Below are 19,267 nucleotides of genomic sequence, written 5' to 3' on the forward strand. Positions count from 1 at the left end.
CCCCCGAAAGAGCCTGAGATCGCAAGGCCAACGCCGCCTACGCTTCCCTTCCTTCAATAATCAAATTGTCAAAGAACAGAGGACCTAAACCCTCTCAAGCCGTAACCAGAACTCAACAAAAACCGTCCAACATCCGAACCGTAAAGCCCGACCTCAAGGACCAATTTTCTGGAATTAAGGTCACAAAACCCTGTCGCCAGCGACGTTGCCGCCGTCGATGAACCGGGTTATACGCAGACCAACTCACCCCGTCAACAACCGTTTTCGAAAAAAATCAAAAAAACCGAAAAAACTTTCATCCGTTCCGTTAAAGTCAATAAATACAATAACTTAATAGTTATCCACCTTCCTGCACAAACGGCGACACAAGCAGGCCGGAGCCTAGTCCGCCGGCTGCTGCAATGAGCGCCATGCCCAGGTTTCGGGCACCTTCCGCAGGGGCTTCCTCGCGTGCAAGAAGGTCAAACAGGTGAACCGCCAGAATTGCGCCCGAAGCACCGATCGGATGGCCTCTGGCAAGAGCGCCGCCCATTTGGTTGAGACTGTCAGATGCCAGGTTCAGCCCTTGTGCGGTCACCATTGCCTGAACCGCGTAGGCCTCCATGAGTTCCACTGCGGCCAGGTCAGTCGCATCGATGCAAAGGTCAGCGAACATGGCTTTCGCCACCTTACCCGGAACCAGCGACGGCTGCGCCGGGTTCCCGCCGGCACTTTTACCTGACAGGATTTTCAGCCCGGCCTTCGTGTCGGTCCTCATCCCTTCACCATTGCGTCGGTGAAAGACATCTTCGGACATAAGCAGCACCGCGGCGGCTCCATCGGCTTCGCAGGCGATGGTGGCAGCGTTGAGGCCGGTTTCGGCCACACCGGCCAGTAGCGGCGCCCTGAGGGCCGTCCTGAGAGACAGGTCTCTTGTGAAACTGTCCTCAAGAGGCAACGTGCCTCCGGCACCGATCAGACGCTCGCGAAGACGAGCCAGCGCCGTCCGCGCCTTTTCATGAGAGTTGACCGCGAAGGTTGCCTGGGCTTCTCGCGTCGTGCCTGTTTCCGCGGCAAGCGCGGCGGCTGCTTCTGCCAGATCCGGATCGGCAAAGGGAACGGGCGCGAACGCAGGACGGTCATAGGCAAGCGGTGCGTCTTCCGGGCCTACGGGTCTTGTCATGCGGATCGGCGAGCGGCTGAAGCTCTCTGCGCCGCCGGCCAGAACAATGTCGGCTGCACCGGCCTCGATCATCCGCGCGCCCATGAGGATCGCGTCCAGACCCGAGCAGCACTGCGTATCGATGGTCAGGGCGGGCACGGTTTGCGGCAAGCCGGCGCGCAGCGCTGCGAGCCGCGCCGGATTACCGCCGCCGTAAAGAGCGTTGCCCAGAAAGACGCAATCGACATCTCCCGGCTCGATACCGGCGTCAACAATCAGCTGAGCGAGAACGGGAGCAGCAAGCTCGTCCGCCTGCAGCATGGCAAGTGCGCCGCCGCGCGGGCAAACCGCCGTTCGCCGTGCCGCTGCAATCACTGCCCTGCGTGTCTGCGTCACCCGCTGCCTCCACCTTTCGCCAATTCGGCCACGATTTTCTGAATATCCGGCTTTCCGCCCGGCGTCAGCGGCAGCTTTGTCCGGAAGTTTATGTGCCTTGGCACCTTGCCGGGTGCGAGATGCGCTCGGCAATGGCGCAGCAGTATCTGCTCCGCGTCTGCCAGGGCCGCGCTCAGTTCAACGACCGCTTCCAGCCGGTGCCCGCGCACCCGGTCCGGCAATCCTGCGACGACGGCAAGAGCAACGGAAGGATGTTCCACCAGCACGGCCTCAACTTCTTCCGGGTAGACATTAAGACCGGCGGTTATGACCATACGGTTTTCCCGGCCGGTCAGAAACAGGAAGCCCCGCTCGTCGAGAAAGCCGTGGTCGCCGACGGTGAGCCAGCCGTCCCGCCAGAGCGTGTCCGGTGCGGTGCCGCAGATATAGTGCGAAAACAGCAGACCGCTCCGTACCCAGATCGGACCGGCGGAACCCGGTCCAGTCGGTGCCGCCGGGTCGCCGATCACGATGTCCACCCCTTGTGCGGCACGCCCGACCGAGCCAGAGGGAACATTGTCTTCAGGAGAGGCCAGGGTGATGAAACTGGTCTCCGAGGCACCGTAGAACTCGAACAGTCTTGCCTCGGGGAAAACAGACTTCAATGCCTGCCGGTCAGCCTCGCGCCACTTGGCGCCACTGGCGAGAACCTGCTTGACGGCCGTGACAGGCCCACTTCGTCTGGCGGTTTCGGCCAGAAAGTGAAGCTGGGTCGGCGTTGCATAAAGAACCGAGCCGGCGGAAGCGCCGCCAAGGTCTCTCAGGACGGCGCGCGGATCGAAGCGCGGCATCAGAACCACGTGCTGCCCGCAGGCAAGCCCGCAAACAGCGCCATAAAGATGAAGAGAATGCGTGAGCTGGCCCGGCAGGACGATGCGGCTGCTGTCTGAAATACCGAATGCGTGTGCGGACAGCCTGAAACTTTCGAGCCACGACCCATGGGAACGCACATAGCCCTTCGGAACACCGCTGGAACCGGACGTGAAGCCCGCATAGAAGAGATCGTCTTCCTCCGGTGGCGCCTCCGGTACTCGTTCCTCTTCGGCTGAAAAGACGCCACCCGACTGCAATGCCGGAAAGGCAGCGTCATCGATGACCATGTCCGGCGCGATTGCGTCAAGTACGGCGGAGGTGTGCAACGCGGGCCAGTCCGGGTCCATCACGGTGGCGACGCGACCGGTGCGGGCGCAGGCAAGGAAACAGACGATAAGGGCCGCCGGATCCCTGAGACGCAGGACGACACGCCCCCCGCGGCTTGTCCGTGTGACAAGCGCTTTTTCAATCCGGCCGATCCGGGCTGTCAATTCCCGCCAGGACAAGCAGTCCGGGCCGCATGTCAGTGCGGCGCCGGTGGCTTTCTCTCTGGCAAACCGGTCGAGACTGTCGCCGACGAAGGCCATGATGCGGCCTCGCTTGGTGTTCGGGATTACGAACGGGACAGAACGGCACCCGGCAGACCGCGCGCGACGGTCTGAGCGATGATTGCCGCAAGCGCAACCTTGACCATATCGCCGGGGAGATAGATTGCGCTGCCGAGCGCGGCTTTCGGCAGGGAAAGGCCGGCCATGATGGCAACTCCCGGAACGCCGAAGGCGTAGACCACCAGAATGCCGCCAACAGCGGCAGAGATGGCGGCAGAGACCAGAATGTTCAGCTCACGGGTCGATTGCATGATCCAGCCCGCCACGAACGCTCCGATCGGCCAGCCGATCAGGAAACCGACGGACGGGCCCATGAAGACACCGAGGCCGCCGCGACCACCGGACAGGAACGGCAATCCGAGCGCGACGAGGAACAGGAAAAGAAGGACGGCGAGGGCACCGCGTATCGGGCCGAGCATGACACCGGCCAGCATGACACCAAGGGTTTGCGCCGTGATCGGTACGCCGCCGAGAAAGGCGATTGCCACTGGCGGGACCAACCCCAGGGCAGCAATCAGTGCAGCGTAGAAAGCAACATGCACAAGGGACCTGTCAGCCATGATGAATTCGACCTTCTTCTCGTTAACAAGGATGCTGCCACTCAACCCCGAGCCGAACACACCGCATGAGGTTCGTGCAACGTAATCGAGGGCGGGATAGCCCAGTTTTCTACCAAACGCCAGCGATATCCAGCTTCTTTTCGGTCATCTTGACAAGCCGTCCGACCCGCCCCGCGCCTTGAGCGCTTCGGCGACATGATCGGACATGCTCAAGGACTGAATGGCAAAGGGCGCCAGCAGACGCCATGAATTTCGCGAGCCGGTCCGGGCCTGCCAGGCTTCACGCAGCTGACCGAAAACCACAAGCATGTAAGGAGCGAACCGAAGCACCAGTGCAACACCAAGCGCCGGTTTGCGTGGAGACAGGCCGATGAACTCGAACGGTTTGAACAGAGGCTGGACAGCGTCCAGCATGTCGTCCATGCGCGTGGTCACCGAAACGAAGTTTGCCGCAAGGATCATGATCGCGAGCCGCAGGACGATTGCGACACCTTCCAGGAAGGTTCCGGACACCCAATGCAGCGCCAGCAGCACAGCAAGCAGAAACGACATCGCTCGCAGAAGCTTCAATTGCGCCAGACCGGCACGCCCGAGGGAGGCGTAGCAAAGAAGAACACCGGCAAGAGCTGGCAGCAGGACCCAGAACGATGTGTACCGCAGCAACAGCAGGCTGGCGATGGCAACAGCCAGCAGCTTCAGCCCCGCGGGCAGACGATGGGCCCAGCTGTTGCCCTGGAGATAGACCGACATCATAGCTCGGCGATCTCCACGTCCATGCCCTGCCGGGACAGGACGTCCTCCTGAAAGGACGCCCGCACGGCATCCGGCTCGCCATCCATGCGCAAGCGCCCGTCCTCCAGCCAGAGAAGCCTGTCGAAGCCGTCAAACTGGCTGAGGTCGTGGCTGACCAGGACAATCTTCTGCGGCAGCGACATGATCTTTTGGCGGATGCGGCACGTCGTCAACGCGTCCAGACTGGCCATGGGTTCATCCAGCACCAGAAGGCGGGGCTCCATGACCAGAACCGCCAGAATACAGATGAGCTGCTTCTGGCCACCGGAAAGCTCGGTGATCGGCTTGTCGGCGAGGGCCGCGCAGCCATGCAGGGCAAGGAATGCGCGGGCTCGGCTGCGGCTTTCCGCCTTGCCAACGCCCAGCTGGGTGAGGCCGAAGGCTATCTCTTCTTCCACGGTGGGGAAAATGGCCTGATGATCCGGATTCTGAAAGACGAAGCCGACATGGCGCGGCAATTCCAGCTCCGCCTCGGCGGAGGGGGCTCCAAACAGCGTGAGACTGCCGCTCGTGGGGCTGCGCAAGCCGTTCAACAGGCGCACAAAGGAACTCTTGCCCGATCCGTTGAGCCCGATAATGCCGATCCGGTCCTCGGCAAGCTGCAGGGTGATCCCTTCCAGGATACGCTCTTTGCCGACACTCAGGCCAACCCGGTCGAAGACTGCATAGGGACTGGCGTCGGGATTACAGACGCAGGGCCTGTCCTTTGCTTTCCTGTTTTTGGGCCAGAATGCCATGTCACCTCGTCGCGGACGGCACTCCTTGCATCGGCCGGTCCATCTTTGCGCGCAGCTTATCGGTCGGATCTGCAGCCTTGTCAAAGCATGACAGGCGTCCGGCGAAATCACACGTCATCGCAAGACGTCACCCTACAGGGCGGGTCAGGTCGGGCAATTCGGCCAATTGGCCGATGGTCGATCTGATGCGCTGGAGAGCCCAGCGGAACCGGTCGTCGGATTGTTCGGATCCGAAGGTAAGGCGCAGATAGGGCGCGGGCTGATGGTCTTTCACCTGAAAATAGCGGGACGACAGCACCGAAATGCCCTGATGTCCGAGAGCATTCTGAAGCGCGTCCGGGTCAACGGTTTCCGGCAGCCGCAACCAGCCGAACACCTTGTTGACGTCGCTTTGCAGGAAATGCGGTGCAAGCAATTCGCGCGCGGCCAGAAACCTTGTGCGGTTGGCCTTGCGCTTCAGACGCAGGGTCTTGAAAAGATGCCCCTCCCGCACCCAGCCGGCAATGAGCTCTGCCGTGATGGGCGACGCCATCCAGGTGCTTTCGCCGATCTTGTTGCGAATACTGTCGCCGAATGGCCCGGGAACATGGACGAAGCCAATCCGGCTGCCGGGGGAGCAGACCTTGGAGATACTGGCAATGGAGGCGGTGCGTTCCGGCGCAAGCGCGCCGAAGGCGGGCAGGGCATCAGGCAAAAAAGGCGTATAGGGATCATCCTCGACGATCTTCAAATCGAATTGCCGTGCCACCGCTACCAGATCCTGCCGTTCCTCGACGGACATGGTGTGGGTGGTCGGGTTCTGCATGTTCGGCATCAGGAAGACGCCCTTGACGCCGTGCGTCTTCGCGGCCTGGGCGAGGGCCGCCGGGTCCATTGCGCCAAACCCGCCGTCGGCGCGGATCAATGCGGGCAGAGGCACGGGCTTCAGGCCGATGCTGGCAAATGAACTGAAGATCGACGGGTAGGTGAAACGGTCGACGGCAACGGCGTCACCCGGGCGGAACAGGGCCTGACAGGTGACCTGGATACCGTGCTGGGCCCCACAGGTGACCGCGACCCTGTCCGGGTCGGCTTCCAGACCGTAATCCTTGAAGACGAGAGCACCAGTCTCGCGATGCGCCTTCAGTCCTTCGGAAGGCACGAACCCGTTCAGCCGGTCGATCCCCACCGTGCGCGCCATCCGCGTCAGGCCCTCGGAAAGACTGGGATTGAGGTGCGGATAGGCGAAGTTTCGCGCCAGGTCGCAGGTTGCCGGCTCGTCTTCCTTCGGAACAAGGGGCGAGACCTTCTGGGTCTCGGAGGCAATATAGGTACCGCGTCCGGTCTCTCCCTTCACCAGCCTGCGCCGCTCTGCTTCGCCATAGGCCCGTGTGATGGTTCCGAGCGTCACGCCAAGCTGATAGGCGAGCTCGCGCTGTGGGGGCAGCCTGTCCCCCTGGGCAAGCGCGCCCGTCTTGATATCGGCTTCCAGTGCGTCGGCGATCGCCAGATAGATCGGCCCACCGGCGGCTTCGATGTTCGGGATCCACATTGTCATGAGAACAATGTTATCATTGACTGATACAATACCTCAAGACAATTAGTATCTCCGCCATTTTGTATCGATTGTATCGAAAAACTCGATGCTTTTCCTGGAGATACCCATGGACTACGCCACGTTTCTTGCCTTCGCGGTGTTCGTTATCGTCATGACGGGCACGCCCGGCCCGGGCAATCTGACCTTTCTGGCCATCGGCGCATCTGCGGGGTATCGCACCGCCTTTCCCGTGATTGTCGCCTCCCAGATCGGCTCCTTGCCGCTCAAGCTTAGCGTTGCCTACGGCCTGGGTCACGTCATGGCCGGTGGCGGCCCCGTGGTGACCATCTTCAAGGTGCTGAGCATGGCCTACATGACCTACCTTGCCTGGCGGATTGTTTCGCTCAGCGTCAAACCGAAAGGTGAAGTCGCCCTGCCCAGTTTCTGGGAAGGACTGCTGATTCACCCGCTCAGCCCGAAGACCTGGGCGATGAACCTTGTGGCCTTCTCCACCTTTCTGGCCGGCAACGGGCTCGGCATCCATGAGAACGCGATGATCCTGGTGGCGGGTTTCACCCTTGGAGGGATGGTGTTCCATTCCCTCTGGGCCCTGGTGGGCGTGTCCATTCTTGCCCTGATCGGAGACGGTCCCCTGATGCGGGCAATCACGGTTTCCATGGCAATTGCCATGCTGGCGGCAACGGTGTGGGCGCTTCTTATCTGAGCGTGGTGATGGCGCCGGTATCGTCGTCGGATCAATAGATGAATGGGATGAACTTGCGCGTTCGGACCGCATAGGCATCGAATTGCGCGCCATAGCGCTGCGACAGATAGGCATCGAGCGCCGGGATGTGAAAGACAACAAAGGAAACGGCCATGAACGCCGGCACCGCAAGTGCCGCAAGGCTGTGGGTCAGCAGAGCCCAACCTGTGAACAGCACCGTGTCGCCAAAATAGTTGATGTGCATGGACGAGGCGAACAGGCCGCCGGTGTAGCAACGGCCACGATTGGCAGGATCGCGTTTCCACCACTTGCGCTGCAGCTCCGACCAGCTGTTGAGAAACGAACCTCCGGCCACCATCGCCAGTGCAGCGCCGTCGAGAAGAGAGAAAGGCACGGCGGCCTGCCGAAAGGCACCGCTGCCAAGAGCAAGAAAGCCGACTTCGAAAAAGGCGATGAATGCTCCCAGTCCAAAGACCTCTGAAAATGCCACCTTTCGGGCTAGCAGATAGAACAATGTCAGCAGGTGACGGGCAAAATAGAGCAGGGTGCAGGCAAGCAGCAGCAAACCGCGCAGAGGGTCGGTCAGCGTGAGTTCCTGCCCGAACCATCTGCCGACCTGCTCCCATCCACCACCCAGAAGAAGCCAGACGCTTACGAGCACACACATGAAGTGAAGGGCCGCAAAGACACTCTTTTGCTGCAGGGACCTATCATGCTGGCGACTGACGCCTCCGGACTGTGCCATGACAACTCCTTCGATCCGAAAACCCGATAACCGGGACTTTGCAGATCGCAAATTTGTTTTCGACCAAATGGACGAAAAAGAGTTCTAGACGACACTTCTCCAGGTGGTCAATATGTTTATCGACCACCTGGACGAAATAATGCCGAAACAGATCGATCACGAAGCCTACCGGCTTGAACTTGCCCGAAAGGCAGCTCCGCTTTTTTCCGAACTTGGCTATTCCGGCCTTGGCATGCGACGGGTTGCCGAAGCCCTGGGCCTGTCGAAAAGCGCGCTCTATCACTACTTTCCGACCAAGAAGAGCCTGTTCCTGGCCTGTACGGAAACGGTGATGATGGAGATGACGGCAGGTGGCGGCACGGAGGCGACGTCACAAGACCCAATGTCTCAAGACCCGGGCACTGCCCTGATCGATTTCGCCAGGAGCCTGGAACCGGGATTTGCCAGCGAAATGTCGCTGCTGTTCGACTATCTGCGTGGAAAGACGGCAGCGGAGATCGCCGATGATCCGGCAATGCAACTGGCCAATGACCATCTTCGCCGTCATGTGCAGAGCCTTGCGGGGAGCGAGGCGGGCGACAGCGTCCTGTGTCTTTTGCTGGGCACCTTGCTGATGCGCCATTTCACCGGCGGCACGCTGGACTATGAAACAATTCTGCCGGCCCTTAAAAAGCTGACCTGATTCAACGCGCTGCGGGAGGCGAGACAGATCCGGCGGAAGGCACCTGCCGGATCTGTCAGATCGGCCAAAGGGAAAACCGCAGCCGGATACAGGTCAGGCAACTCGCCACGCTCTAGCGCTGCAGGTCCTTCAGTTCCTTCTGCCAGCGCGCCTCGAACGACGTTTCATGCGGATTGGGGTCCAACCCGATGTCCCGGCGCAGATCCTCCGGCAGATGAGCCACGTTGAGGCGCTTGCGGGTGCGGGTTGCCGTTCTGGCAAACAGAGAAGCGATAAGGGATCTTAATGAAAAGCCCAAGTTTTGTTGATGAGTCGCGCAGCCTGATTTCGTCTGGGAGAGCCTGAACACGTCTGTAACTCCTGTTTCCTGTGAGTTACATATCGGTGGGTTCCGGTTGTCTTACCAACGAAATTTCGATAGATATGCATAAGGGAGATTTATGCATGTCTGCGCATTTGCCACCACTGTCCGCGATCCGCGCCTTCGAAGCTGCAAGCCGGCACCTGAGTTTTACCAAGGCCGGAGACGAGCTGGGCATGACCCAGGCGGCCGTCAGCTATCAGATCAAGGTTCTGGAAGATCGTCTCGGTTTTCAACTGTTCACGCGAAAGGCCCGCAAGATCGAACTGACCGACAACGGCGGTCAACTGGCCGCGCGGGTGGTCGATGCGTTCTCGTCGCTTCGCAGCGCCTTCGAAGATATTTCCGAAAAGAACGCGGGCCAGCTTGTTGTATCCAGCAACACCACGTTTGCGGTCAACTGGCTGGCCAACCGCCTGTTCGAATTCCAGATGCAGAACCCGGATGTGGGCGTGCGCATCATACCCTACGGCCCGCATGCGGAGCCTGAGTTCAACGAATCCGACATCGTGATTTCCGCCTGCAAGGCCCCGCCGAAAAGCTGGCTGGCGCATGAAATCGTGCGTGCGGACTTTTCGCCGATGCTGAGTCCGAAACTGGCGGAAACGATTGGTGGTATCAGCAAGCCGGAGGACCTGTTGAAACTGCCGCTGGTCGATCCGCAGGATCCGTGGTGGCAGATGTGGTTCGAGGCAGCGGGATTGCCTGATGTCGATCTGAGCGGCCACCCGAGCTCGCGCATGGGGTCACAGGCGCTTGAGGCCAACCGGGCTATTGCGGGCCAGGGGGTCGCGATCCTGACCCCTTATTTCTGCAAGACGGCACTTGAAAACGGCCAGTTGATCCAGCCGTTCAAGCTGACGTGCCAGGCAAATGACGAAAGCTGGTACATGAGTTACCCACCGGCCCTGCGCACCAGCCGCAAGGTCCGGCTGTTCCGCGACTGGGTTCACGCCGAACTCAAACGCGACGGCATGCCCGTCACCGCGCCTATGGCGGTCGTCGCCTGACAACACCCCGGCACCCAAACGGCCTCACAGATCAAGAAAAAGCCCCGGCCATCCATCGGACAGCCGGGGCCAATCGCTTTTCGGGCAACAGGGCTTGCCTTACGGCGTGAACACGATGGTCTTGTTGCCGACGATCATGACCCGATTTTCCAGGTGGTATTTGACGGCACGGGCCAGGACGCGGGATTCGATATCACGGCCCCGGGCGACGAAATCGTCAGCAGAGAGCGCATGGCTCACACGTTCGGCGTCCTGCTCGATGATCGGGCCTTCGTCGAGATCCGGCGTCACGTAGTGAGCGGTGGCGCCGATCATCTTGACCCCACGGGCATGCGCCTGGTGATAGGGCTTGGCTCCCTTGAAGCTCGGCAGGAAGGAGTGGTGGATGTTGATGATCTTGCCGAAAAGCCGTTTGGAAAGGCTGTCGGACAGTACCTGCATGTAGCGAGCCAGAACCACCAGATCCGCTCCGGTTTCCTTGACCAGTTTCAGCAGCTTGTCTTCCTGCTCGGCCTTGTTTTCCTTGTTCACCGGCCAGTGATAATAGGGAATGCCCTCGTGCTCAGCCGTGCGCTGGCTGTCGGTGTGGTTTGAAACGATCGCCACCACTTCGGCATCCATCCAGCCGACGCGAATCTGGTAGAGAAGGTGCAGCATGGCATGGTCGAACTTGGAGACCATGACGATGACCTTCGGCCGTTTGGCCGTGTCGACCAGTTTCGCCTTCATGTCGAAACGGCTGATGACCGGGTCGAGCGCCTTCTGCACACTTTCCAGAGTCACGCCTTCAGGAGCCAGAATGGCAATGCGCAGGAAGAACTGGTTGGTCACCCGGTCCCAGAACTGGTCACTTTCGGCAATATTGGCACCGAAATCCGCCAGTTCCGTCGTGACCGCCGCCACAATGCCAGGCTTGTCCGCGCAGGACAGCGTCAGAACGTAAAGGCTATCCGCCATGATTTTCCAGTCTCCAACCTTGAGGGCCTCAGCCCGCTGATTTTGTTCGTGCCGGATGCCGGCCCGAGCGATCAGGCAGGCATCAGACTGTATTCCTTCAGGGCCGATACCAGGTCACTGACCCGGTCGGCATTGTCTTTCGCGCGTTCTCCGGTCCTGTTCCACAGGCCGTTTTCGAAGCCGATCCTGGTCTTGCCACCCCGCCGGACCGCCTCTACCAGACACTCCGTCTCCCGGTGTCCGAAGGCGCAGACAGCCCAGTCCAGCGACATTCCGCTGCCGCGCTCCGTCAGCTTGTCCAGAAACGGCACCAGATCCTCCGGTGCACTTTCCTGGCCGGCCGTGTAACGCCCCAGCACGAACAGCAGCTGATGGCTTTCCCCTACCAAGGTGCCGGCTGCTGCCAGGTCGAAAAACCGGTCCAGATCGTCTGCGCTGTAGACGATATGCTGAACCGCACAATCATGGTCTAACGCCCATTTGTAAAAGGCTTTCGCCTGATCTTCCCCGCCGTTCGGAACCATCTCTCGAACCGCCACGGACACCGCAGAAGGCTCGACCTTGTAGACCAGTTCACGTTGCTCTTCCGGAGTGTATTTTCCAACAGCTTCCGTGGTGATTTGAACCTGCATTTGCGGCACCGCAACACGCATTTCCGACAAGAGCTCCCGATAAAGCCCGGCATCGAGCACATGGGCGCCGGAGTGATCACGAACATGGGCATGGAGCGCGCCCGCACCGGCCTTGAAACAAGCGCCCGCGGCCGCCACCGTTTCGGTAATGGTCATCGGCAGGCAGGGGTGGTCCGCCTTGGTCCGGCGTGCGCCGTTGGGAGCCACCATGATCAGCGGCAGGGGCGAAGGAACAAAGAGCGCGCCCATGTTCAGAAGACGGCCTTGAAGGCTTGGTCGAGCTTGTCGGTGATTTCGCCGATGTGGCTGTCTTCCAGGATGAAGGGCGGTGCCAGCAGGATATGGTCGCCCTGAACACCATCGATGGTCCCGCCCATCGGGTAGCAGATGAGGCCAGCTTCGAATGCCGCCTTCTTGAAGGCCTTGTTGACACCTCTCTTGGGATCGAACGGAGCCTTGGTTGCCCGATCCTCCACCAGCTCGATACCGCGAAACAGGCCACGTCCCCGAATATCGCCGACATGCGGATGCTGGCCGAAGGCCTCGGTGAGAGCCGCCGTGAGTTTTTCTCCCATCGGCATTACCCGGTCGGCGACGCCGCCGGTCAGCTTTCTGAACACGGCCAGCGCTGCTGCACAGGCGGTCGGATGGCCGATGTAGGTATGGCCGTGCTGGAAGAAGCCGGATCCGGTTTCGATGGCTTCATAGATGGCAGACGTGCACAACATGGCGCCGACCGGCTGATAACCGGCCCCTAGCCCTTTTGCGATACACAGAATATCCGGCGCAATGCCGTCCTGTTCACACGCAAACAGCGTTCCCGTGCGGCCCATACCGCACATGACCTCATCGAGAATCAGGAGCACGCCGTAGCGGTCGCAGATTTCGCGAATCCGTTTGAAATAGCCCTCGACCGGGGGCAAGGCGCCCGCAGTTGCGCCGACAACCGGTTCGGCAACGAATGCCATGACGTTTTCCAGCCCGAGCCGAAGAATTTCGGCTTCCAGTTCGTTGGCAATCCGCTGACCATAGTCGAAGGCGGTTTCCCCCTCGCCACGGTCCCGGTACTCGTAACAGGGAGCGATATGGGTGGTGTCGATCATCAGTGGCGCAAATGGCGCCCGCCGCCACTGGTTGCCGCCAGTTGCCAGCGCGCCCAATGTGTTGCCGTGATAGCTCTGCCGGCGGGCAATCACACGATGGCGGGACACCTCACCCTTTTCCAGGAAATACTGCCGCGCCAGCTTCAGCGCTGCCTCCATGGCTTCAGATCCACCGGAGACGAAATAGACGCGGTCCAGATTGCCCGGCGCCTGTTCGATCAGGAGATCCGCCAGCTCCTCCGCCGGTTCGCTGGTAAAGAACCCGGTGTGGGCAAAGGCGATCCTGTCGACCTGGGTCTTGATTGCGGCGATCACATCCGGATCGCTGTGTCCCAGGCAGGAGACCGCGGCACCGCCGGACCCGTCGAAATATTTCTTGCCGGACCGATCGAGGATGTAACAGCCGTCACCCGTGACGGCGACAGGAAGATCGGCTTTGGTGTGGCGGGGGAAAACATGAGACATGGCAAACTATCCGACAACTGGCGGGACCGCCCGAACCGGGCTGGTGCATTTGTATCAGAAAACATCCAATTCTGAAACATTTGTTTCCTAGTCGCGTTAACCACGTTTTTCATTAGATTTTTAATAAAATTCGATCAGCTTGCGGGCGGGGGACGAGATTGTAATCAGTAACCGAAGGCTGCCCGTCATGCGTCAGCACCTCATCGCCTGGATCGTATTCCTTGGATTGACTGCAACACTTGCCGGCTGCGGATCCGTCGCCGGTGTCACCGGCATGGGCTGGATGACGGCATCTCACAATTCCATCGACTACAACGACAGTTCGTGGTGCGTTCCGCGCAAGCTGAAAAAGGTCCTGAACCGGGTCGCATCCCGGTATGGCAAGGTCACCGTCAGTTCCACCAAGCGCTGGTGGCTTGAAAACTGGTGGAAGGGCGGCGCAAAGGATTCCTATCACCTCAACTGCCGTGCGGTCGATTTCTCGGTTCGTGGCGACCCGTCGTCGGTTATCGCCTACCTGAAGGCGCAGCCGGAAGTCGGGGGTTACAAGCACTATTCTTCCGGCCACTATCACATCGATACCGGCCCGCGCCGCACCTGGTAAGCGCCACACCTTGCGGCCTGGCGATGGCGAGCTCTATTTAAGCTCGCCCAGCTCCAGCGCCATTTCCCAGGCAACCGGGTCGAAGCCGACAAAATTCTTGGTCTCGCCTTCCACGATCGGCCGTTTGATCACCGAAGGGTTTTCGATCATCACGTCGAGGGCGCTCTTGGCATCGACGACGCCGTCCTGGGTCGCCTCATCCAGGCGCCGCCACGTCGTGCCGCGCTTGTTCAAGATTGTTTCCCAGCCGAATTCGCCGACAAAGCGGGCCAGCCGGTCGGCATCGACACCGTCCTTCTTGTAGTCATGAAATTCATAGGGCACGCCTGCCTCTTCCAGAAACTTTCGCGCCTTCTTGACCGTGTCGCAATTCCTGATGCCGTAGACCTTCATCGCCTCTTCCCGGTTGTTGTGTGTCTGGCCCGGAATGTGCCGACTGACGCCCTGGATGCAAGGCCACAGTCGGGCAAAATCCGGAAAATTGAGAAATTTGGCCGGGTATCGCCGTCTTTACCCTGAATTTTCCCCGTTACGCCCGTCTTCACGGGCAGTTCACCGCAATTCCCTTTTGCCTGCTTGACCTCGGCTGCCCCCCGCGCTTGAAGTGACAGCTCATATGGCGGAACGGCAGCAAGCCGATGCGGCCAGACCGGAGATTGAGAATTCATGCAGGAAGAGGCAACCGGCAACCGCCGGCCAAACCGGCCCGAGACGGCCGCCAAATCTTCTGAAACGTCCGGTTCGGCAGCAAAACCGGGCAAGAAGTCCGACAGTGTCATGGTTGGCGGAGGCAACTGGCGTCAGCGGCTCCGGCTGTGGAGCGGCTTGATCCTGTTCACATTCTGCCTCAGCCACTTTTCGAATCACGCCCTCGGCATCATTTCCTTCCAGGCGATGGACCAGGCCTCGATCTGGCACTATTGGATCTGGCGGAGCCCGGCCGGGGAAACCGTTCTGATCCTCGCCGCGCTGACCCATGTGCTGCTGGCCTTGTGGCGAACGAGCAAGCGCCGGACGCTGAAGATGTCCCGTTGGGAGTTTCTGCAGCTCGCCCTCGGTCTCTACATACCCTGGCTCCTGATCCCCCATGTCACCACGACCATTGGCGTTGCCAAGGAGTTCGGCTTTTTGCCACTCTATGAGCAGATGCTTACGCTGCTGTGGCCGAACGCGGCAGTCAACCAGTCGGTTCTGCTGCTGGTGGTGTGGACCCATGCCATGATCGGCCTGCACTTCTTCCTGCGCCTTTATCCGGCTTACCAGCGGCTGAAACCGCTGGCGGCGGGCTTTGCCTTTGCCATGCCCGTCCTGGCGATCTGGGGCTGGATCGAAGGCGCACGCAGGCTCGCCCTCAGCCGCGACGTCACCCTCCGGATCACCCCGGATCAGCAACTGTGGGCAAGTGAAGTCGTCGTTCAGTTCCGCGCAGTGGTGTTCGGCCTGATTGCCGTCAGCCTGCTGGCCATCGTGATCCGGTACCTGCTCAGCCTGAAGGCACGCAGCCTGACGGTCGTCTATCCGGGCGGGCTTGCGGTGAAGGCGCAACCGGGCGCGACCCTTCTGGAAATCAGCCGCATGAACGACATACCGATCGCATCGGTGTGTGGAGGGCGCGCCAGATGCTCCACCTGCCGGGTGAAAATGCTGGAAGGTGGTGAAACACTGCCGCAGCCGGGCGTTGCCGAAGCGGCAGTGCTGACGCGGATCGGTGCAGGAAGCGACATCCGCCTTGCCTGTCAGGTTCGCCCCGAGACCAATGTGGAAGTGCAGCCGCTGGTGCCGGTGAAGGCCAGCGCCAGCATCGGTGAACATCTGAAGGACGCCTACTACTGGGGTGTCGAACAGGATGTGGTGGTCATGTTCGTGGATCTGCGCAATTTCACCGGCATCACCGAATCCCAACTCGCCTATGACGTGGTTTATCTGCTCAACAGCTATCTGGACCAGGCTTCGGCCGCGATCCGGGAAGAGGGCGGCTATGTCGACAAGTTCATCGGCGATGGCATCATGGCCATTTTCGGCATGGACAGCAGCGCCGCAACCGGCGCCCGGCAGGCCCTTGCCGCCTGCCGCCGCATCGAAAAGGTGATGAAGGCACTCGACAAGGAGAAGGGGCCGCAGTTTCGCGATCCGATCCGGCTCGGCATCGGCCTGCATCTCGGGTCGGCCATTCTCGGCCGGATTGGCGCTGCAGGAACGGAAGGCAAGCGCGGTGGTCTGACCGCACTTGGCGACGTGGTCAACACCGCCAGCCGGCTGGAGACAGAAAACAAGAACCACGGCAGTTTCCTGGTGGTTTCCAAGGCGGTCATCGACGCGGCAGGAGCCCGGATCGACGGCTCTGAAGAAGCCGAGATCAAGGTGCGCGGCAAGGAAATTCCCCTGCAAATCCTCGCAGTGAAAAGCCTGGATGGCCTCCACCTCTCGGATGCTGTCCCCGCCTGAGATACTTTACCCTTTCACAGATACCCTGGAGACCACGTGAGCCGGACCTATACGCCGCGGGAAATGCTGGAGAAACTGATCTCCTTCAATACCGTTTCCGATCGAAGCAACCTCGACCTGATCGCCTTTGTCGAAGATTATCTCAGCCAATGGGGCGTCGCTTCAGGACGAGCGCCGGACGAAACCGGCCAGAAGGCTGCCCTTTATGCCCTGATCGGTCCGGATATCGATGGTGGGACGGTCTTGTCCGCCCACACAGATGTCGTTCCGGTGGCGGGCCAGAACTGGTCGCGCGATCCGTTCTCCGCCTGGGAGGAAAACGGCCGCCTGTTTGGACGCGGTTCGGCGGACATGAAGGGCTTTGCCGCCACGGTTCTTGCCAAGGTGCCGGACTTTCTGAACGCACCGCTCAGACGGCCAATCCACATTGCGCTGTCCTACGACGAGGAAACCGGCTGCGACGGGGCCAGGGTGCTTATCCCCGAAATGCTCGCCAATGGCCCACGGCCTTCGGTCGTGATCGTGGGCGAACCGACCAGCATGAAGGTCGTCACGGGACACAAGGGCATTACGGTGCTCAAAACGCGCATCCAGGGACATCCGGTCCATTCCAGCCAGCTACACCGAGGTGTATCGGCGATTTCGGCCGCCGCCAGACTGATTGGCTGGCTGGATGCCAGGACAGCGGAAAATCGAGCCAAGGCCGATCCGGACTGCCCGTTCGAACCGCCTTACACCACACTGCATTGCGGCACCATTTCCGGCGGCCAGGCGCACAACATCACCGCCCAGCATTGCGAGTTCGTCACCGATATCCGGCTTCTGCCGGGCGAACGTGCACAGGACTGGGTTGCAGCCTACCGGGCCTTCATAGCAGACGAGGTTCTGCCCGGCATGAAAGCGATCTCGCAGGACTGCCGCATCGACGTGAGCGAACTTGCCTATGTGCCCGGGCTCGGAGAAGAGCCGGAGGGACTGGCGGAGACGACCGCACGGCGCCTGACGGGCGACAACAGTCGCAATGTCGTCGTCTATGCCACCGAAGGCGGGATCTTCCAGGAGCACGGCCTGTCCACCGTGGTCTGTGGCCCCGGATCCATCGACCAGGCCCACCAGCCGGACGAATTTATCGAGCTCTCCGAACTCGACCGCTGCGCTGCCTTCCTCGACAGGCTGATTGACAGAATGTCGCAATTTGACAGCTAAACGGATTTGAACACAGGGATTTACGGTGTCATAGTCGTTTTTGACAAGATGGACGCATAGTCCTGGCAGGGGGTGTGCGGCCGTGAGGCAATGCCATAATCCGGAAAACGAGGGGACTATGAACAAGAGAACATTTGTCATCGCTGCAGCGCTGTTTGCGGCGGGATCGGGGTCTGCTGTTCAGGCTGAGACGCTGAAATATGCCTTTCAAGGCGCGCTGAACGCGCTTGATCCTTACAGTCTCAACGAGACATTCACCCTTTCGTCGCTTGGCAATACCTATGAGGGCCTGACCCGGCGCGGCGCGGATCTGGCAATCGAGCCGGCGCTGGCCGAAAGCTGGGAGATCGTCGAGCCGAATCGCTGGCGTTTCCACCTGCGCAAGGGCGTGAAGTTTCACAACGGAAGCGACTTCACCGCCGAAGACGTTGCCTTTTCCGTCGACCGCGTGCGCTCGGAAGGCTCCGACCTGACCACCCGCGTCCCGGCTGATGCCAAGGTCGAGATCGTTGACGACTATACGGTCGATTTCGTTCTGACCGGTCCGAACCCGATCCTGCATTACGAGTGGGATACGTTCTACATCATGGACAAGGAGTGGACGACAGAGAACGACGCGGTGAAAGTCACCTCGGCGTCCGACACCTCGGCGAACCATGCAGCGCTCAATGCCAATGGCACCGGACCGTTCAAGATCGTCAGCCACGAAGCCGGTGTGAAGACCGTCTACGAAAAATTCGACGGCTGGTGGGACGAAGCCAAGCACAATATCGACAGGGTGGAATTCACGCCGATCGGGTCCGATGCAACGCGTGTTGCCGCGCTTTTGTCCGGCGAGATGGACATGGTCTATCCGATCCCGGTGCAGGATATCAAACGCATCAACGACAATGCGGGCACCGTTGCCCTGACCGGTCCGGAACTGCGCACGATCTTCCTGGGCATGGACCAGATGCGCGACGAACTGCTCTATTCCGACGTCAAGGGCAAGAACCCGCTCAAGGATGTCCGGGTGCGCAAGGCCTTCTACCAGGCGATCGACATCGAGGGGATCAAGAAGAAGGTCATGCGGGACCTCTCGAACCCGTCTGCCCTCATGGTCTCGCCGCTGCTGTTCTCCAAGTCGGCAGATTTCGAGCGTTATCCCTATGACCCGGAAGCCGCCAAGGCACTGCTGGCCGAGGCCGGCTATGCGGACGGTTTTTCCATCGGCATGGACTGCCCGAATGACCGTTACGTCAACGACGAGGCAATCTGCCAGGCTGTTGCCGCCATGCTTGCCCGTATCGGTGTGAAGGTGAACCTCAACGCCCAGCCGAAGGCAAAATACTTCGCCAAGATCCTTGCTTCGGGTGGTTACGACACGTCGTTCTATCTGCTCGGCTGGACCCCTGGCTCCTTCGACAGCTGGAACGTTCTGGACAACCTGATGAACTGCCGCGACGAATCCGGCAAGGGATCACCGTTCAACAACGGCGGCTTCTGCGACGAGAAGATCGACCAGCTGACCGACGAAATCCTGGTCGAGATCGATCCGGAAAAGCGTGACAACCTGATCGCCGAGGCGTTCCGCATCAGCCACGAAAACGTCTATTACCTCCCGCTGCACCAGCAAAGCCTGGCATGGGGCGTTTCCGACAAGCTGGACCTTGTCCAGCGCGCCGACAATCAGTTCAAGTTCCGTTTCGTGACCAAGAACTGATCCGCAGGCACCGCATTTGACGCTCCCGG

The 19,267-nt window shown here is 60.4% G+C and carries 18 protein-coding genes; 7 read left to right on the forward strand and 11 right to left on the reverse strand.

Annotation, left to right across the window (positions count from 1 at the left end; all coding sequences use genetic code 11):
- Nucleotides 1-337 precede the first annotated feature (337 nt).
- The 6 genes from ACYQ54_RS17890 to ACYQ54_RS17915 form a co-directional block, all read right to left on the reverse strand.
- A complete protein-coding gene (locus ACYQ54_RS17890) occupies nt 338-1,537 on the reverse strand; it encodes a thiolase family protein (RefSeq protein WP_460084895.1) in 1,200 nt (399 codons plus the stop codon).
- On the reverse strand, nt 1,534-2,976 hold the full coding sequence (locus ACYQ54_RS17895) for an AMP-binding protein (protein ID WP_460084898.1): 1,443 nt from the start codon (nt 2,974-2,976) through the stop codon (nt 1,534-1,536). Before ACYQ54_RS17895 ends, ACYQ54_RS17890 begins: the two co-directional genes overlap by 4 nt.
- A gap of 26 nt (nt 2,977-3,002) precedes the next feature.
- Nucleotides 3,003-3,557 (reverse strand): biotin transporter BioY, encoded by a 555-nt coding sequence (locus tag ACYQ54_RS17900; RefSeq protein WP_460084900.1) that lies wholly within the window; start codon nt 3,555-3,557, stop codon nt 3,003-3,005.
- 144 nt (nt 3,558-3,701) lie between these two features.
- Nucleotides 3,702-4,307, reverse strand: a complete 606-nt coding sequence (locus ACYQ54_RS17905; RefSeq protein ID WP_460084903.1) for an energy-coupling factor transporter transmembrane component T family protein — start codon at nt 4,305-4,307, stop codon at nt 3,702-3,704.
- On the reverse strand, nt 4,307-5,086 hold the full coding sequence (locus ACYQ54_RS17910) for an energy-coupling factor ABC transporter ATP-binding protein (RefSeq protein ID WP_460084906.1): 780 nt from the start codon (nt 5,084-5,086) through the stop codon (nt 4,307-4,309). The genes ACYQ54_RS17905 and ACYQ54_RS17910 overlap by 1 nt, the downstream gene beginning before the upstream one ends.
- 127 nt (nt 5,087-5,213) lie before the next feature.
- The gene (locus tag ACYQ54_RS17915) at nt 5,214-6,623 is read right to left on the reverse strand and encodes an aminotransferase-like domain-containing protein (RefSeq protein ID WP_460084908.1); all 1,410 of its coding nucleotides are present in this window, start codon (nt 6,621-6,623) and stop codon (nt 5,214-5,216) included.
- 106 nt (nt 6,624-6,729) lie between these two features.
- Here ACYQ54_RS17915 and ACYQ54_RS17920 point away from each other — a divergent pair, with 106 nt between their 5' ends.
- Nucleotides 6,730-7,326, forward strand: a complete 597-nt coding sequence (locus ACYQ54_RS17920; RefSeq protein WP_460084911.1) for a LysE family translocator — start codon at nt 6,730-6,732, stop codon at nt 7,324-7,326.
- A gap of 31 nt (nt 7,327-7,357) precedes the next feature.
- On the opposite strand, the gene ACYQ54_RS17925 is transcribed toward ACYQ54_RS17920, so the two are convergent.
- Nucleotides 7,358-8,071 (reverse strand): methyltransferase family protein, encoded by a 714-nt coding sequence (locus ACYQ54_RS17925; RefSeq protein ID WP_460084913.1) that lies wholly within the window; start codon nt 8,069-8,071, stop codon nt 7,358-7,360.
- A gap of 112 nt (nt 8,072-8,183) precedes the next feature.
- On the opposite strand from ACYQ54_RS17925, the gene ACYQ54_RS17930 reads away from it, so the two are divergent.
- Nucleotides 8,184-8,753, forward strand: coding sequence for a TetR/AcrR family transcriptional regulator (locus ACYQ54_RS17930; RefSeq protein WP_460084916.1), 570 nt, complete (start codon nt 8,184-8,186; stop codon nt 8,751-8,753).
- Between the two features lie 444 nt (nt 8,754-9,197).
- A complete protein-coding gene (locus ACYQ54_RS17935) occupies nt 9,198-10,124 on the forward strand; it encodes a LysR family transcriptional regulator (protein ID WP_460084919.1) in 927 nt (308 codons plus the stop codon).
- 99 nt (nt 10,125-10,223) lie between these two features.
- Here ACYQ54_RS17935 and purU read toward each other — a convergent pair whose 3' ends face one another.
- The 3 genes from purU to ACYQ54_RS17950 all read right to left on the reverse strand — a co-directional run bounded on the left by purU (nt 10,224) and on the right by ACYQ54_RS17950 (nt 13,281).
- Nucleotides 10,224-11,081, reverse strand: a complete 858-nt coding sequence (gene purU / locus ACYQ54_RS17940; RefSeq protein WP_460084921.1) for a formyltetrahydrofolate deformylase — start codon at nt 11,079-11,081, stop codon at nt 10,224-10,226.
- A gap of 71 nt (nt 11,082-11,152) precedes the next feature.
- A complete protein-coding gene (locus ACYQ54_RS17945) occupies nt 11,153-11,962 on the reverse strand; it encodes a beta-keto acid cleavage family enzyme (RefSeq protein ID WP_460084924.1) in 810 nt (269 codons plus the stop codon).
- A 2-nt stretch (nt 11,963-11,964) separates the two neighbouring features.
- Nucleotides 11,965-13,281, reverse strand: coding sequence for an aspartate aminotransferase family protein (locus ACYQ54_RS17950; RefSeq protein ID WP_460084927.1), 1,317 nt, complete (start codon nt 13,279-13,281; stop codon nt 11,965-11,967).
- Nucleotides 13,282-13,468: 187 nt separating this feature from the next.
- Here ACYQ54_RS17950 and ACYQ54_RS17955 point away from each other — a divergent pair, with 187 nt between their 5' ends.
- Nucleotides 13,469-13,885, forward strand: coding sequence for a YcbK family protein (locus ACYQ54_RS17955; protein ID WP_460084930.1), 417 nt, complete (start codon nt 13,469-13,471; stop codon nt 13,883-13,885).
- A 33-nt stretch (nt 13,886-13,918) separates the two neighbouring features.
- Here the strand turns inward: ACYQ54_RS17955 and ACYQ54_RS17960 are convergent, their stop codons facing one another.
- Nucleotides 13,919-14,278 (reverse strand): ArsC family reductase, encoded by a 360-nt coding sequence (locus ACYQ54_RS17960; RefSeq protein ID WP_460084932.1) that lies wholly within the window; start codon nt 14,276-14,278, stop codon nt 13,919-13,921.
- 273 nt (nt 14,279-14,551) lie between these two features.
- On the opposite strand from ACYQ54_RS17960, the gene ACYQ54_RS17965 reads away from it, so the two are divergent.
- The 3 genes from ACYQ54_RS17965 (at nt 14,552) to ACYQ54_RS17975 (ending at nt 19,238) form a co-directional block, all read left to right on the forward strand.
- Nucleotides 14,552-16,330, forward strand: a complete 1,779-nt coding sequence (locus ACYQ54_RS17965; protein WP_460084935.1) for an adenylate/guanylate cyclase domain-containing protein — start codon at nt 14,552-14,554, stop codon at nt 16,328-16,330.
- 36 nt (nt 16,331-16,366) lie between these two features.
- On the forward strand, nt 16,367-17,536 hold the full coding sequence (argE, locus tag ACYQ54_RS17970; RefSeq protein WP_460084938.1) for an acetylornithine deacetylase: 1,170 nt from the start codon (nt 16,367-16,369) through the stop codon (nt 17,534-17,536).
- A 118-nt stretch (nt 17,537-17,654) separates the two neighbouring features.
- Nucleotides 17,655-19,238 carry an ABC transporter substrate-binding protein gene (locus ACYQ54_RS17975; RefSeq protein WP_460084939.1) on the forward strand — a complete coding sequence of 528 codons (1,584 nt, stop codon included), beginning with the start codon at nt 17,655-17,657 and terminating at the stop codon, nt 19,236-19,238.
- Nucleotides 19,239-19,267 lie beyond the last annotated feature (29 nt).

This window comes from Roseibium sp. LAB1 (assembly GCF_054658235.1).

Coding starts and splice junctions, on each gene's coding strand:
- ACYQ54_RS17925 (WP_460084913.1), bottom strand. CDS start 8,071: ATGGCACAGTCCGGAGGCGTCAGTCGCCAGCATGATAGGTCCCTGCAG.
- ACYQ54_RS17965 (WP_460084935.1), top strand. CDS start 14,552: ATGCAGGAAGAGGCAACCGGCAACCGCCGGCCAAACCGGCCCGAGACG.
- ACYQ54_RS17935 (WP_460084919.1), top strand. CDS start 9,198: ATGTCTGCGCATTTGCCACCACTGTCCGCGATCCGCGCCTTCGAAGCT.
- ACYQ54_RS17920 (WP_460084911.1), top strand. CDS start 6,730: ATGGACTACGCCACGTTTCTTGCCTTCGCGGTGTTCGTTATCGTCATG.
- ACYQ54_RS17960 (WP_460084932.1), bottom strand. CDS start 14,278: ATGAAGGTCTACGGCATCAGGAATTGCGACACGGTCAAGAAGGCGCGA.
- purU (WP_460084921.1), bottom strand. CDS start 11,081: ATGGCGGATAGCCTTTACGTTCTGACGCTGTCCTGCGCGGACAAGCCT.
- ACYQ54_RS17930 (WP_460084916.1), top strand. CDS start 8,184: ATGTTTATCGACCACCTGGACGAAATAATGCCGAAACAGATCGATCAC.
- ACYQ54_RS17910 (WP_460084906.1), bottom strand. CDS start 5,086: ATGGCATTCTGGCCCAAAAACAGGAAAGCAAAGGACAGGCCCTGCGTC.
- ACYQ54_RS17895 (WP_460084898.1), bottom strand. CDS start 2,976: ATGGCCTTCGTCGGCGACAGTCTCGACCGGTTTGCCAGAGAGAAAGCC.
- ACYQ54_RS17955 (WP_460084930.1), top strand. CDS start 13,469: ATGCGTCAGCACCTCATCGCCTGGATCGTATTCCTTGGATTGACTGCA.
- ACYQ54_RS17945 (WP_460084924.1), bottom strand. CDS start 11,962: ATGGGCGCGCTCTTTGTTCCTTCGCCCCTGCCGCTGATCATGGTGGCT.
- ACYQ54_RS17950 (WP_460084927.1), bottom strand. CDS start 13,281: ATGTCTCATGTTTTCCCCCGCCACACCAAAGCCGATCTTCCTGTCGCC.
- ACYQ54_RS17900 (WP_460084900.1), bottom strand. CDS start 3,557: ATGGCTGACAGGTCCCTTGTGCATGTTGCTTTCTACGCTGCACTGATT.
- ACYQ54_RS17905 (WP_460084903.1), bottom strand. CDS start 4,307: ATGTCGGTCTATCTCCAGGGCAACAGCTGGGCCCATCGTCTGCCCGCG.
- ACYQ54_RS17915 (WP_460084908.1), bottom strand. CDS start 6,623: ATGACAATGTGGATCCCGAACATCGAAGCCGCCGGTGGGCCGATCTAT.
- ACYQ54_RS17975 (WP_460084939.1), top strand. CDS start 17,655: ATGAACAAGAGAACATTTGTCATCGCTGCAGCGCTGTTTGCGGCGGGA.